The following is a 13,028-nucleotide window of genomic DNA, read 5'->3' as shown; positions in this document are numbered from 1 at the left end:
GCCCGGGCCGCCGGGGGATCAGGCTTCGCGGGGCGGTTCGTCGTCGTCCCCGCGGCGGAGGGTGCGTACGGGGCCGCCCGGGTGCCAGACCGTGAGGAGCAGCTCGTCCCCGGACACCTCGACGCGGACCACCTCGCCCAGCTCCACCCGGAACAGGTGGTACGGGTGCGGCTCCTCGGCCTCCTCCGCGAAGCGGTGCAGCTCGGGAGGGTCGACCACCTCCAGGGCCCGTCCGGAGATCCGTACGTCACCCTCGGGCATCCGGTCGTCCGGACCCGGATTGCAGTGCAGCGCGAACCGGGGGTCGTGCCGCAGGTCCCGGGCCTTGCGGGAGCCCTGCATCATGCCGAGCCACAGCTCCCCGCCGCGGATCTCGACGGTCTGGCCGGACACCCGGGGGGAGCCGTCCCGGCGGAGCGTGGCCAGGACCTGGTGGGGGTGGCGGGCGAAGCGGCTCCGGGCGACCTCCGCGAAGGCGGGCTCCACCGCCTCGAAGGCGGCCCAGTTGTTCGTCCTCGTCATGCTCCTCATGCTCCCCGAACCGGACCGGACCGGCCCCCGGACGGAGCCGGGTCGGCCTCCGGACGGTCCAGGATCGCCCCCGGCCGGTCCCCGGACGCGCGTCGCGGCCCGCGGGTCATTCGGGGGCGGGGAGGATGCCGGCCGCGCGGGCGGCGGTCAGCCAGGCGGGGAACTCCCCGAGGAGGCGGTCGTACAGCACGGCGTCCGGGACGGTCCGGGGGTCGGCTCCGGCGTGGAAGTACCCGGCGTTGTCCACGGGGCGCCGGGCCGGCACCGGCAGGTCGTCCAGCTTCCGCAGGAAGTCGAACTGCGTGCTGTGCGTGTCCCCGAAGCCCACGAACTGCCAGAACAGCGGCAGCCGGGCCGCCTTGCAGAGGTGGCGTTCCGCGGCCGTCCGGCTCTCCGGTCCGCCGTCTGTCTGGAAGACCACGAGGGCCGGCTCCCGGGAGCCGCTGTCGAGGTAGTGGTCCAGGACGGCGTCCATCGCCGCGTGGTAGGAGGTGCGGCCCCGGTGCCCGAGCCCCTCCTCGATGCGGCGCACCGCCCCCTCGTGCCGGGCCAGGGGGACCTCGGCCACGGCGTCCACCTCCGTGGAGAAGAAGACGACCGGGACCGTGCCGTCGTCGTCCAGGTGCGCGGAGAGGCCCAGCACCCGGTCCGCGAGGGCCTGCACGCTGCCGTCCGCGTAGTACGGGCGCATGGAGCCGGACCGGTCCAGGACCAGGTACACCGCCGCCCGCAGCCCTTCCAGACCCCGCTTGCGCAGGCTGACCCCGGCCCGCTCGTAGGACTCCCGCAGCCCCGGGGCGGTTTCGGTCAGTTTGGTGAGGCTGATGGCGCTTCGGGTCATGGGGGCGAGGGTACGGCAGCGGGTTCCGGGGCGGGGCGGGTTCCGGAAGGTGGATCTCCGGTTCGGGGTCGGGCCCGGGGGAGGGGTGCGGGCCCGTCCGGTGCGGGGCTCGGCGCGGGTTGCTGGGCGGGTTCCGGTTCGGGGTCCTGGGCGAGGTCCGGTTCCGGTTCCGGTTCGGGTGGGGCTCAGTGCCGGGGTTCGTCCCCGGCCGCCTCCGGCAGGTCCGCCAGCATCGACTCGGCCAGGTCCCGTTGGGCGGCGTAGTACCGCTCCGCCCACCGCAGGGTCAGCGCCGGGTACGCCCACTGCTCCCCGGCCCGCGCCGCTTCGGCGTCGGCGGCGGCCCGGACCCGCATCCCCTCGGCGTACTCCCGCTGCCCGTCGAGGAGTTCACGCAGTCGCGGCGGGTCCAGGAGGTGGCCCAGCCACAGCCGGAGCATCGGGCCGTGCTTGAGGACCGGCGGGTCCACGGGGGCCTCCCGGGCCCAGGCGCGCACCGCCGCCGTTCCGGACTCCGTGATCCGGTAGACCCGCTTGTCCCGGCTGCCCGCCTCGGGGGCCACCAGCCGTGAGGAGGCGTAGCCCGCGGCCTCCAGGCGCTTGAGCTCCCCGTAGATCTGGCTGAAGGAGGGGCTCCAGTAGAAGAAGCCGAGGGAGGCGTCGGACCACTTCTTCAGGTCGTAGCCGGAGAGTTCCTCCCCGAAGGAGAGCAGTCCGAGGACGGCCCAGCCCGTCGCGGGGAGCGGGCGTCCGCCGCCCGCGCCCTCGGCCGTGCCCCCGCCCGGGCCCTCGGTCGAGCCTCCCGACGGGGCCCTTCCCGCGTTCTCCGCCGTGTCAGCCGCCGCCGCGTCTTCCGCCCTGTCCGCCACGGGCCGCAGTCTACGGTCGGACCCGCCCCGTGCCCCTTCCTCCGTCAGGATCCGACTGCTACACCTGGGCCGGACCGGACCTGTGTCGGATCGGCATACCGGAGCGCCTGCCCCTCGCGCGCCCCGGTCCCGGCCGGCCCGTCGCCCTGCCGAGCCGAGCGGAGGCCCCACCGTGCAACCGGACCCGCACCGCGACTCACGCCCCCGAACCGGAGATCCGCACCCGCACCGCCGTTTCGTCCCGCAGCCGGTTCCCGAACAGGAACCCGTCCCGGAATCCGCCCCGGAACCCGCCCCGGGACCGGCGCCCGGCCCGCTCGCCGCCACCCCCTCCGCCCCCGGAGTCCTCGACGGCAAGGTGGTGGTCATCACCGGGGCGGCCCGTGGGCAGGGGGCGGTGGAGGCCCGGCTCTGCGCCGAGGCCGGGGCCCGGGTGCTGGTCACGGACCTGCGGGAGGAGGAGGGCCGCGCGGTGGCCGCCGGACTGGGGGAGCAGGGGGCCTTCGTGGCCCACGACGTGTCCCGCGCCGAGGGCTGGGAGGCCGTCGTCCGGACCGCGCTCGGCACCTTCGGTCGTCTGGACGCCCTCGTCAACAACGCGGCCCTGTGGCGCACCGCCCCGGTGGAGCGCGAGACGGAGGAGAACTTCGAACTCCTGCTCCGAGTCAACCTGTTGGGCCCCTTCCTGGGGATCCGCGCGGTGGCTCCGACGCTGCGGGCCGCGGGCGGCGGCTCGGTCGTCAACATCTCCTCCACCGCCGGACTCGTCGGGATCCCCGGCCACGCGGCCTACGGCTCCGCCAAGTTCGGACTGCGCGGGCTGACCCGCTCCGCCGCCCTCGACCTCGCCGGGTCCGGGATCCGGGTCAACTCCGTCCATCCCGGGGCCATCGACACGCCGATGACGGCGGTCGTCACCGGGCGCGGGAACCGGGACTGGTCGCACGTACCGCTGGGCCGGGTCGGCCGCCCCGAGGAGGTCGGCGGGCTGGTGGTGTTCCTCTGCTCGGACGCCGCCTCCTACATCACCGGCGCCGAGTTCACCGTGGACGGGGGCATGACCACGCGCTGACCGGCCGCGCCGACCGGCCGCCGACGGTCCGCCGACCGCCCCCCGACGACCACCGGCCGGCCGGGCGCGTGCGACCGGCCCGTCCGGCGGGCCCGGCCGAGCGGTGGCCCGCGCTCCGGGTTACGGGCCCCCGTCCCGCCGGGTATGACTGGGTGCAGCGAGCGAACCGGGGGGGGCACGCCATGGAGTACGAGGGCCGGTCCGTCCTGCCGCACCTGCCGCCGATCCCCTGCCCGTTCCCCGCGCTGGTCCATCCGGCGGCCGAGCTGGCCGAGGCCCACGTCCGCTACTACGGGCGCAGGTTCGGGTTGGTGAACACCAGCGCTTCGGAGGAGCGCTTCGACCGGGCCGGGTACGGCCTGTTCGCGGCCCGCACCTCGCCCACCGCCTGCGACATCGAGCTGCGCGCGGAGTGGGCGGCCTGGTTCTTCGTCTTCGACGACGAGTTCGACGAAGCGGGCCGCCCCCAGGACCGCGGCGCCCTCGTGGGCGGGGTGCTCGCCGAGGTCCGGGCCGTGCTCACCCCCGACCTGCGGCCGCCCCCGGTCCGCCCCTCGAACCCGCTGACCGCCGCCCTCGCCGACATGTGGCCGCGTACCGCCCGCCAGATGAGCGTCGGCTGGCGGGAGCGGTTCACCGCCAACCTGTGCTCCTACGTGGCCGTGTACGGCACCGAGTTGTCCCAGCGCCGGTTCGGGACGCCGCCCTCCTTCGAGGAGTACCTGCCCTTCCGGCGGGTGGTCGGCGCCTCCGACGCCTGCTGGGACATGATCGAGGCGGCGCAGGGCGAGAGCCTGCCGGAGCCGGTGGCCGGGCACGCCCTGTGCCGGGCCGTGCGGGAGGCCGCCGCCGACGTCATCTGCTGGACCAACGACATCGTCTCCTTCAACAAGGAGTACGCGCGCGGGGACATGAACAACATCGTGGCCGTGCTCCGCCACGCGCACGCCCTGAGCTGGCCGGAGGCGGCGGAACGGGCCGCCGGACTGGTGGCGGTCCGCACCCAGGACTACCTGGCGGCGCGGCGGGCCCTGGCCGAGTCCCCGGTCTCCACCGCCTACCTGGAGCGCTGCCTGGACGCGATGTCCCACTGGGTGGCGGGCAGCAGGGCCTGGCACCTGTGGTCCCGCCGCTACCGCGACATCGAGCACGCCCCGCCCACGGAGGACCCCAGCTATTACGATCCGCTGCTCTGACCGGCGGCCCCGCCCGGAGCCGCCGGGCCGTCCGCGGCGAGGCGGGCGCCGAGCCGACCGGCCAGCGCGTCCGCCGCGACGTCCGTGACCCGCTCCTCCGCCGGACGGCGCAGCAGCCCGAAGACGGCCGGGCCCCGGTACTCGGCGGGCTGGTCCGGCATCCGGGGCACCAGGTGGAAGTGGACGTGCGAGAAGCCCTCGGCCTCGGCGAACTGCACCACGTACGTCTTCGCGCAGCCCGTCTCCGCGCGCAGCGCCCGGGACAGCCGCACCTGCCAGTGCCCCAGGGCGGCCGCCTCCGCGTCGGTCAGCTCGTGCACGGCCGTCACGTGGCGGCGCGGCACCAGCACCACCCACCCGGGCAGGGCTGTCCCCACGGCGTGCGCCACCCGCCAGTGGGCGTCGAGGGCGATCCGCTCGCGGGGCGGCAGCTCCGGGTACCGGGCCTCCTGGGCGCAGGTGTAGCAGTCCGGGGCAGTGGGGTCGGTGGGGGCGCCGTCGGTGGGCGCGGTGCCGGTCATCCGTTCACCGTACGGCGAGCCGGAGCGTGACCACGTACCGCTCTTCGAGGAAGCCGTCCGGGAACTCCCGCTCCAGGACGCTCCGTTCGGACTCCAGGAAGTCCGCGGTGCCCTCCTGGTCGGGGACGAGGAACAGCGAGTGCGTGGACAGCTTCGCCAGGTGGTCCGCGACGCTGATGCGCCGGGACCAGCGGATCCAGCGGTCGGTGAATGCCGTCCCGGTGTCCGGCAGGGTGTGGTCCGAGGCGTACCAGCCGTCCCCGAACCGGGCGCGCAGCCGGGCGTCCTGGGCGGCGGTCCAGGGCACGGACACGTCCGGCTCGTTCCAGAACAGGGCCAGCGCCCCGCCCGGTCGCAGGACGCGCAGCGCCTCGGGGACGGACCGGGCCGGGTCGGTCCAGTGGAAGGACTGGGCGTACGTGATCAGGTCCAGGGAGCCGGAGGCCAGGGGGAGCCGGTTGCCGTCGCCGCGGACCAGGGGGACGCCGGGCAGCCGGCGGCGGAACTCCGCCCCCATGCCCGGTCCGGGTTCCACCCCGAGGACCCGGGCGCCCCGGGCGTGCAACAGGGCCGTCGCGATACCGGTGCCGGCTCCGACGTCCGCGACGTCCGCGTCGCGGAGCGGGTGCCCCGTCAGCGACTCCAGCGTGCTGAACAGGGCGTCGGGGTAGCTCGGCCGGTGCGTGGCGTACCGGGCGGCGGCGGAATCGAACGAGCGGGCGCGGAAAGGGTTCGTCATGCCTCCCATCGTGGCGCGGTGCCGCTGCCGAACGGTGCCCAATCGCCGGGCCGGGCCGGGCCGGTGTGCCGGTCCGGCCGTCCGGCCGTGGCCCGATCCGATCCGGCCCGGCCCGGCCCGACCCGGCGCGTCGTGCGCGGGCGGTCGGGGTGCGGGTCCCGCGCGGCGGTCGGTCCGGTCAGGCCAGCACGGCCGCCCGGCACGCCCCGGGCCCGCCCCACGCCTCGCGCAAGGGCCTCGCCTTGCGGAGCCACAGCGACAGCGCCAACTCCTCGGTGTAGCCGATCGCCCCGTGCGACTGCAGGGCGGTCGCCGCCGCTCCGTGGGCGGCCCCGCCCGCCGCCAGCTTCGCGGCGGCCACGTCCCGCGGGTCCAGGGTCACCGCCGCCCCCCACACCAGCGGCCTCGCGAACTCGATCGCGATCAGGGTGTCCGCCAGCCGGTGCTTGACAGCCTGGAAGGAGCCGATCGGCACGCCGAACTGCCGCCGCTCCCGCACGTACGCCACGGTCCGCGCGAGCAGGGCCTCGGCGAGTCCCACGCACTGGGCGGCGGTGAGCAGCCGGGCCCAGAGGGCGGCGTCCGCGGCGGCGGCGAGCACCCGGGGCCCGTCCGCGAGGAGTTCCCCGCCAGGGTCGGGACGGAAGAGCCGTCGGGCCGGGTCGAGGGAGGGCAGCGGGTCGCCGTGCCCGGGGGACAGCCGCAGCTCACCGGCGGCGGACACGGTGAAGCAGTGCCGGACGGTGTCGGCGTCCGGGGCGTAGGGGCCAGCGCCGGGCAGGGTCAGGGTGGCCGGCGCGGTGCCCCCGGCCAGCCCCGGCAGGAACCGCTTCGCGAGGGCCTCCTCCCCGGCCCCGGCCAGCAGCACCGCCGCGGCCGCGCCCTCCACCCACGGGCCGGGCACCGCGTGCCGGCCCAGCTCGGTGAAGGCCACCACGGCCGCCGTGGGGAGCGGGCCCAGCCCGTCGTGGGCCTCGGGCACGGCGAGCGCGGGCACCCCGGCCTCCGCCAGCCGGGCCGCCAGGGCGGCGGAGGGGGCCGGATCCCCGGCGGCCCGGGCCCGGACCGCCCCCGGCACGTCGGACGCGGCCAGCAGGGAGTCCAGGGAGGCGGCGAAGGCCGCCTGCTCGGCGGTGGGCAGCAGGCGCATCAGCGGCGTCCCTTCGGCAGGCCGAGCAGCCGCTCGGCGATGATGTCGCGCTGGATCTCGTTGGTGCCCGCGTACACCGGCCCGGCCAGGGAGAAGACCCACGGCTCGGCCCATTCCCCGTCGGCCCGCTCGGCCTCCGGCCCCAGCAGGTCCAGGGCGGTCTCGTGGAGGGCGAGGTCGTACTCGGACCAGAAGACCTTGTTGAGGCTGGACTCGGCGCCCAGGGTGCCGCCCTCGGCGATCCGCGCGGCGGCGCTCCAGGTGAAGAGCTGGTAGGCCCGCGCCCCGACGAGGGCGTCCGCGACCCGGTCCCGCAGCGCCGGATCCACCCCGGCACCGCCCTCCGCCCCGTCCGCCGTGCTCCGCCACAGCGCCGCGAGCCGGTCCGCGGAGGCGAGGAAGCGGCCGGGGGACCGCAGGGTGAGACCCCGCTCGTCGCCGGTGGCGGCCATCGCGATCCGCCAGCCCTGGCCGGGCTCGCCGATCACGTCCTCGTCGGGGACGAACACCTCGTCCAGGAACAGCTCCGCGAAGGCCGGTTTGCCGTCCAGCCGTCCGATCGGCCGGACCGTCACGCCCGGTGCCCGCAGGTCGAACATCAGATAGGTCAGGCCCCGGTGCGGCCGGTCCGCGCCCGGGTCGGACCGGAACAGCCCGAAGGCCCGGTCGGCGAAGGCGGCCCGCGAGGACCAGGTCTTCTGTCCCGACAGCAGCCAGCCGCCGCTGGTGCGCACCGCCCGGGACCGCAGCGCCGCCAGGTCCGATCCGGCCTCCGGCTCCGACCACGCCTGCGCCCAGACGGTCCGTCCGGCGGCCATGTCCGGCAGCACCCGGTCCCGCTGCTCCGGCGTCCCGTGGGCGAAGAGGGTCGGGGCGAGCAGGCTGATGCCGTTCTGCGAGACCCGGCCGGGGGCGCCCGCCGCCCAGTACTCCTCCTCGAAGGCGAGCCAGGCGTACAGGTCCGCGTCCCGGCCCCCGTACCGGGCCGGCCAGGACACCGTCGCCCAGCGGTCCGCGGCGAGCCGGGCCTCCCACTCCCGGTGCGCGGCGAAGCCCTCCCGGGTCTCCAGGGAGGGCAGCGGCTCCGCGGGCACGTGGTCCCGCAGCCAGGCGCGGGCCTCGGCCCGCAGGGCCTCGGTGGCGGGGGAGTGCGTGAGCTCCATCGGGCAGTCGTCTCCTTCGGACGGCGCCGGGCGGCGGGGCCGTCCGGCGCGTCGGGCCGCCCGGGGGGCCGGGGCCCGCGGTGGTCCGAACCTTCCCTAACAAGTGTTTGGTAGGTTAACGTACCGGCACGAGCACCGTCGAGGAACGGGGAGACGCCACCGCCCGGCCCGCCGCCCCTCCCCACCCGCACCCTCCGATCCACCGCCGACCCCAGGAGGCACCGGCATGAGCGCACCGGCGTACGTCACCGGGCACGCCCTGCTCGACGGCCGCACCGCTCTGATCACGGCCGCCGCCGGCGCCGGCATCGGCGGCGCGACCGCCCGCCGCTTCCTGGAGGAGGGCGCCCGCGTCGTCCTCGGGGACGCCCACGCCCGCCGCCTGAAGGAGACCGAGGAGCAGCTCGCCGCCGAGTTCGGACCCGACCGGGTCACCTCCCTGCCCTGCGACGTCACCGACGAGACCCAGGTGCGGGCCCTGTTCGCGCACGCGGACCGGACCTACGGACGGCTGGACGTCGTCGTCAACAACGCCGGTCTCGGCGGCACCGCCGACCTGGTCGACATGACCGACGAGCAGTGGGACAAGGTCCTCGACGTCACCCTCGGCGGCACCTTCCGCTGCACCCGGGCCGCCCTGCGCCACCTGCGGGACGCCGGGCACGGCGGGGTCGTCGTCAACAACGCCTCGGTGGTGGGCTGGCGAGCCCAGACCGGCCAGGCCCACTACGCCGCCGCCAAGGCCGGGGTGATGGCCCTGACACGCTGCGCGGCCCTGGAGGCGGCGGCCTTCGGGGTCCGGGTCAACGCCGTCGCCCCCAGCCTGGCCATGCACCCGCACCTGGCCAAGGTCACCAGCGAGGAACTGCTCGCCGAACTGACCGCCCGGGAGGCCTTCGGCCGGTACGCCGAACCCTGGGAGGTGGCCAACGTCATCGTCTTCCTGGCCGGTGACTACTCCTCCTACATGACCGGCGAGACGGTGTCCGTCAGCAGCCAGCGGGCCTGAGGCGAGCACCGACAATGGGCGGGTGCCAACGAAGAAGAAGCCCCAGGTGACCCCCTCGCCCGAGCGCCGCCGCGAACTCCTCGCCCTCGCCGCCGAGGTGTTCGCCGCCCAGGGCTACAACGCCACCACCGTCCGCAAGATCGCCGACGAGGCCGGCATGCTCGCCGGCAGCCTCTACTACCACTTCGATTCCAAGGAATCGATGCTCGACGAGATCCTCTCCGCCTTCCTGGACGAGCTGTGGGCCGGCTACGACGCCGTGCTCGCCGCCGGGCTCGGCCCACGGGAGACCATCGAGGCCCTCGTCACCGAGTCCTTCCGGGAGATCGACCGGCACCGCGCCGCCGTCGCGATCTACCAGAAGGAATCCCGGCACCTCTCCGCGCAGCCGCGCTTCCACTACCTCGCCGACTCCCAGCAGAAGTTCGAGAAGGCATGGCTGGGCACGCTGGAGCGGGGGGTCGCCGCCAAGGTCTTCCGGGCCGACCTGGACATCCGCCTCACCTACCGGTTCGTCCGCGACACCGTCTGGGTCGCGGCCTCCTGGTACCGGCCCGGCGGCCACCACAGCCCGGAGGAGATCGCCCGGCAGTACCTGTCGATGGTGCTGGACGGGATCGCCCTCCGCACCTGACCCCACCAAGGAGCCGTCATGCCCGAGGCATTCATCGTCGAAGCGGTCCGCACCCCGGTGGGCCGCCGCGGGGGAGGACTCGCCGGGGCGCACCCGGCCGACCTCGGCGCCCACGTCCTGAAGGCCCTCGTCGCGCGCGCGGACGTCGACCCGGCCGCCGTGGAGGACGTGGTCTTCGGCTGCCTGGACACCGTCGGCCCGCAGGCCGGGGACATCGCGCGGACCGCCTGGCTGGCCGCCGGGCTCCCCGAGGAGGTCCCCGGGGTCACCGTGGACCGCCAGTGCGGCTCCTCCCAGCAGGCCGTGCACTTCGCCGCGCAGGGCGTGCTCTCCGGCACCCAGGACCTGGTGGTCGCGGGCGGCACCCAGAACATGTCGATGATCCCCATCGCCTTCGCCTCCCGGCAGGCCGCCGAACCCCTCGGCCTCACCGAGGGCCCGTACCTCGGCTCCGAAGGCTGGCGGGCCCGCTACGGCGACGCCCCCGTCAACCAGTTCCACGGCGCCGAACTGATCGCCCGCAAGTGGGGCATCACCCGCGCGGACATGGAGGAGTACGCCCTCCGCTCGCACCGCCGGGCCGTCCGCGCCTTCGACGAGGGCCGCTTCGACCGCGAGACCGTCCCGTACGGGTCCGTCACCCGGGACGAGGGGCCCCGCCGGGACACCACCGCCGCGAAGATGGCCGCCCTCCGGCCCGTGGTCGAGGGCGGCACCATCACCGCCGCCGTCTCCTCTCAGGTGTCCGACGGGGCCGCCGCCATGCTCCTCGCCTCCGAACGGGCCGTCCGCGAACACGGCCTCACTCCCCGGGCCCGGATCCACCACCTGTCGGTCCGCGGCGAGGACCCCATCCGGATGCTCTCCGCCCCCATCCCGGCCACCGCCCACGCCCTGAAGAAGACCGGCCTCACCCTCGACGCCGTCGACCTGGTCGAGATCAACGAGGCCTTCGCCCCGGTGGTCCTCGCCTGGCTGAAGGAGACCGGCGCCGATCCGGACCGCGTCAACGTCAACGGCGGCGCCATCGCCCTCGGACATCCGTTGGGGGCCACCGGGGTCCGCCTGATGACCACCCTCCTGCACGAGCTGGAGCGCACCGGCGGCCGCTACGGGCTCCAGACCATGTGCGAGGGCGGTGGCCAGGCCAACGTGACGATCATCGAACGGCTCTGAGGCGCCCGCCCGCGCGGCCCCGGCGCCGGCCCGCGCCGGGGTCCCGACGCGGGCCGCGCCCGGCCGGCGTCCCCTTCGACGAGCCGCCGGCGGAGCCGTGTGCTAGCTTTGTCGAGTTGCAGTTGTGGTACCCATGAACTTTATGTGCGCCTGACGGGAATGTTCCTTCAGGCGCATCATTTGTTTTCCCGGCATCTCCGGATGGGGCCCCTCACCTATTCAGGAGATTCACATGGCCAACGGCACCGTGAAGTGGTTCAACTCGGAAAAGGGCTTCGGCTTCATCGAGCAGGACGGCGGCGGCCCGGACGTCTTCGCCCACTACTCGAACATCGCCACCCAGGGCTTCCGTGAGCTCACCGAGGGCCAGCGCGTGACCTTCGACGTCACCCAGGGCCAGAAGGGCCCGCAGGCGGAGAACATCCTCCCCGCCTGATCTGTTTCAGGCCCGGCCGGGGTCCGCACCACACGGTGCGGGCCCCGGCCGTGCGCTGTCCCGTCTCTACCGCCGGTTCCAGGAGGGCGTCCCGCATGTCCAGCTCCACCCCCGCCCGCGCTCAGCGCCGCCCGGCCCGTGGCCGCGGCGCCTCCGCCGGGCGTCCCAAGGCCGCCGCGGGCCGCCCCAAGGCCGTGGCGCGGCCGCAGGAATTCACCATGCCGGAGACCCTCACCCCGGCGCTGCCGCCGGTCGCCGCGTTCGCCGACCTCGACATGCCGGCCGCGCTCCTGAAGACGCTGACCGCGCAGGGCGTCACCGAGCCCTTCCCGATCCAGGCCGCCACCCTGCCGAACTCCCTCGCGGGCCGCGACCTCCTCGGCCGCGGGCGCACCGGCTCCGGCAAGACCCTCGCCTTCGGCCTCGCCCTGCTGGCCCGTACCGCCGGCCGCCGCGCCGAGGGCCGCGCCCCGCTGGCCCTGGTCCTCGTCCCGACCCGCGAGCTGGCCCAGCAGGTCACCGACGCCCTCACCCCGTACGCGACCGCGGTCCACCTGCGCATCGCCACCGTGGTCGGCGGCATGTCGATCAACCGCCAGTCCAACGCGCTCGGTCGCGGCGCCGAGGTCCTCGTGGCCACCCCCGGTCGCCTGAAGGACCTCATCGACCGCGGTGACGTCTCCCTCGACCAGGTCGCCATCACCGTCCTCGACGAGGCCGACCAGATGACCGACATGGGCTTCCTGCCCCAGGTCACGGCCCTCATCAAGCAGGTGCAGCCCGGCGGCCAGCGGCTGCTGTTCTCGGCCACCCTCGACAAGAACGTCGACAAGCTGGTCAAGCAGTTCCTGACGGACCCCGTCACGCACTCCGTGGACCCCTCCGCGGGCGCGGTGGTCACCATGGAGCACCACGTGCTCTACGTCCAGGACGAGACCGACAAGAAGGCCGTCACCGCGCGCATCGCCGCCCGCGACGGCCGCGTGATCATGTTCCTGGACACCAAGCGCTCCGTGGACCGCCTGGTCAAGCGCCTGCTGGCCAGCGGCGTCCGGGCCTCCGGCCTGCACGGCGGCCGTTCCCAGCCGCAGCGCAACCGCACCCTGGACCAGTTCAAGAACGGCCAGGTCACCGCGCTGATCGCGACCAACGTCGCGGCCCGCGGCATCCACATCGACGACCTCGACCTCGTGGTCAACGTGGACCCGCCCACCGACCACAAGGACTACCTGCACCGCGGCGGCCGCACCGCCCGTGCCGGCGAGTCCGGCTCCGTGGTCACCCTGGTCCTCCCCGAGCAGAAGCGCGAGGTCGGCCGTCTGATGTCGGACGCCGGGATCTCCCCGCGCAGCGCCCAGGTGAAGTCCTCCGACGAGGAGCTGGCCCGCCTGACCGGGGCCCGCGAGCCCTCCGGCGTGCCGGTGGTCATCGAGGTCCCGCAGCAGGCCGCCCCGGCCCGCCCGGCCCGCTCCCGCGGCAACGGCTCCCGCGGTGCCCGCTCCGGCGCCCCCCGCGCCGCCCGCACCGAGAACGCCCAGGGCACCCGCTCCGGCGCCCCGCGCGGCACCCGTGCCGAGGGCGAGTCCGCGGGCGGCGAGGCCCGCCGCACCCGTCGGGCCCGGCCTGGACTCGCGCCAGCGCCGCCTCCGCGTCCAGCATGGCCTGGAGCCACGCGGTGTCCCCGGTGACCG

Annotated in this window: 14 protein-coding genes; 7 read left to right on the top strand and 7 right to left on the bottom strand. The window is 75.3% G+C overall.

The features are described from left to right. Window positions 1-18 precede the first annotated feature (18 nt). The 3 genes from ABTZ17_RS19345 to ABTZ17_RS19335 all read right to left on the bottom strand — a co-directional run bounded on the left by ABTZ17_RS19345 (window position 19) and on the right by ABTZ17_RS19335 (window position 2,085). Window positions 19-522, bottom strand: coding sequence for a pyridoxamine 5'-phosphate oxidase family protein (locus tag ABTZ17_RS19345; RefSeq protein ID WP_352196864.1), 504 nt, complete (start codon window positions 520-522; stop codon window positions 19-21). A gap of 115 nt (window positions 523-637) precedes the next feature. Continuing rightward, on the bottom strand, window positions 638-1,372 hold the full coding sequence (locus tag ABTZ17_RS19340; protein ID WP_352196863.1) for a vWA domain-containing protein: 735 nt from the start codon (window positions 1,370-1,372) through the stop codon (window positions 638-640). Between the two features lie 185 nt (window positions 1,373-1,557). Next, the gene (locus tag ABTZ17_RS19335) at window positions 1,558-2,085 is read right to left on the bottom strand and encodes a helix-turn-helix transcriptional regulator (protein ID WP_352196890.1); all 528 of its coding nucleotides are present in this window, start codon (window positions 2,083-2,085) and stop codon (window positions 1,558-1,560) included. A 514-nt stretch (window positions 2,086-2,599) separates the two neighbouring features. Between ABTZ17_RS19335 and ABTZ17_RS19330 the strand changes: the two genes are divergently transcribed. Together ABTZ17_RS19330 and ABTZ17_RS19325 are read left to right on the top strand one after the other, a co-directional pair. Next, entirely contained in the window at window positions 2,600-3,313 is a 714-nt protein-coding gene (locus tag ABTZ17_RS19330) for an SDR family NAD(P)-dependent oxidoreductase (protein ID WP_352196889.1), read from the top strand. A gap of 182 nt (window positions 3,314-3,495) precedes the next feature. After that, window positions 3,496-4,509 carry a terpene synthase family protein gene (locus tag ABTZ17_RS19325; RefSeq protein WP_352196862.1) on the top strand — a complete coding sequence of 338 codons (1,014 nt, stop codon included), beginning with the start codon at window positions 3,496-3,498 and terminating at the stop codon, window positions 4,507-4,509. Here ABTZ17_RS19325 and ABTZ17_RS19320 read toward each other — a convergent pair. The 4 genes from ABTZ17_RS19320 to ABTZ17_RS19305 form a co-directional block, all read right to left on the bottom strand. Further along, window positions 4,491-5,030, bottom strand: a complete 540-nt coding sequence (locus ABTZ17_RS19320) for an HIT family protein (RefSeq protein ID WP_352196861.1) — start codon at window positions 5,028-5,030, stop codon at window positions 4,491-4,493. The genes ABTZ17_RS19325 and ABTZ17_RS19320 overlap by 19 nt on opposite strands. Before the next feature lie 4 nt (window positions 5,031-5,034). Further along, window positions 5,035-5,769 (bottom strand): class I SAM-dependent methyltransferase, encoded by a 735-nt coding sequence (locus ABTZ17_RS19315; RefSeq protein WP_352196860.1) that lies wholly within the window; start codon window positions 5,767-5,769, stop codon window positions 5,035-5,037. A 178-nt stretch (window positions 5,770-5,947) separates the two neighbouring features. Continuing rightward, on the bottom strand, window positions 5,948-6,919 hold the full coding sequence (locus tag ABTZ17_RS19310; protein ID WP_352196859.1) for an acyl-CoA dehydrogenase family protein: 972 nt from the start codon (window positions 6,917-6,919) through the stop codon (window positions 5,948-5,950). Next, the gene (locus tag ABTZ17_RS19305; RefSeq protein WP_352196858.1) at window positions 6,919-8,082 is read right to left on the bottom strand and encodes an acyl-CoA dehydrogenase family protein; all 1,164 of its coding nucleotides are present in this window, start codon (window positions 8,080-8,082) and stop codon (window positions 6,919-6,921) included. The genes ABTZ17_RS19310 and ABTZ17_RS19305 overlap by 1 nt, the downstream gene beginning before the upstream one ends. 226 nt (window positions 8,083-8,308) lie before the next feature. Here ABTZ17_RS19305 and ABTZ17_RS19300 point away from each other — a divergent pair, with 226 nt between their 5' ends. From ABTZ17_RS19300 to ABTZ17_RS19280, 5 genes are all read left to right on the top strand, one after another. Further along, window positions 8,309-9,091 (top strand): SDR family oxidoreductase, encoded by a 783-nt coding sequence (locus ABTZ17_RS19300; protein ID WP_352196857.1) that lies wholly within the window; start codon window positions 8,309-8,311, stop codon window positions 9,089-9,091. 22 nt (window positions 9,092-9,113) lie between these two features. Beyond that, a complete protein-coding gene (locus tag ABTZ17_RS19295; protein ID WP_352196856.1) occupies window positions 9,114-9,725 on the top strand; it encodes a TetR/AcrR family transcriptional regulator in 612 nt (203 codons plus the stop codon). An 18-nt stretch (window positions 9,726-9,743) separates the two neighbouring features. Continuing rightward, on the top strand, window positions 9,744-10,901 hold the full coding sequence (locus ABTZ17_RS19290) for an acetyl-CoA C-acetyltransferase (RefSeq protein WP_352196855.1): 1,158 nt from the start codon (window positions 9,744-9,746) through the stop codon (window positions 10,899-10,901). A 232-nt stretch (window positions 10,902-11,133) separates the two neighbouring features. After that, on the top strand, window positions 11,134-11,337 hold the full coding sequence (locus ABTZ17_RS19285; protein WP_007263537.1) for a cold-shock protein: 204 nt from the start codon (window positions 11,134-11,136) through the stop codon (window positions 11,335-11,337). Window positions 11,338-11,432: 95 nt separating this feature from the next. Then, entirely contained in the window at window positions 11,433-13,025 is a 1,593-nt protein-coding gene (locus ABTZ17_RS19280; protein ID WP_352196854.1) for a DEAD/DEAH box helicase, read from the top strand. Window positions 13,026-13,028: the final 3 nt, after the last annotated feature.

Origin of the sequence: Streptomyces sp. NPDC097619, from assembly GCF_040302735.1 — a bacterium.
Lineage (GTDB): Bacteria > Actinomycetota > Actinomycetes > Streptomycetales > Streptomycetaceae > Streptomyces.
The sequence above is the reverse complement of the archived record's forward strand: the minus strand, read 5'-3'. Positions and strand labels throughout refer to the sequence as shown.

Coding starts and splice junctions, on each gene's coding strand:
- ABTZ17_RS19345 (WP_352196864.1), bottom strand. CDS start 522: ATGACGAGGACGAACAACTGGGCCGCCTTCGAGGCGGTGGAGCCCGCC.
- ABTZ17_RS19340 (WP_352196863.1), bottom strand. CDS start 1,372: ATGACCCGAAGCGCCATCAGCCTCACCAAACTGACCGAAACCGCCCCG.
- ABTZ17_RS19325 (WP_352196862.1), top strand. CDS start 3,496: ATGGAGTACGAGGGCCGGTCCGTCCTGCCGCACCTGCCGCCGATCCCC.
- ABTZ17_RS19320 (WP_352196861.1), bottom strand. CDS start 5,030: ATGACCGGCACCGCGCCCACCGACGGCGCCCCCACCGACCCCACTGCC.
- ABTZ17_RS19315 (WP_352196860.1), bottom strand. CDS start 5,769: ATGACGAACCCTTTCCGCGCCCGCTCGTTCGATTCCGCCGCCGCCCGG.
- ABTZ17_RS19310 (WP_352196859.1), bottom strand. CDS start 6,919: ATGCGCCTGCTGCCCACCGCCGAGCAGGCGGCCTTCGCCGCCTCCCTG.
- ABTZ17_RS19305 (WP_352196858.1), bottom strand. CDS start 8,082: ATGGAGCTCACGCACTCCCCCGCCACCGAGGCCCTGCGGGCCGAGGCC.
- ABTZ17_RS19300 (WP_352196857.1), top strand. CDS start 8,309: ATGAGCGCACCGGCGTACGTCACCGGGCACGCCCTGCTCGACGGCCGC.
- ABTZ17_RS19290 (WP_352196855.1), top strand. CDS start 9,744: ATGCCCGAGGCATTCATCGTCGAAGCGGTCCGCACCCCGGTGGGCCGC.
- ABTZ17_RS19285 (WP_007263537.1), top strand. CDS start 11,134: ATGGCCAACGGCACCGTGAAGTGGTTCAACTCGGAAAAGGGCTTCGGC.
- ABTZ17_RS19280 (WP_352196854.1), top strand. CDS start 11,433: ATGTCCAGCTCCACCCCCGCCCGCGCTCAGCGCCGCCCGGCCCGTGGC.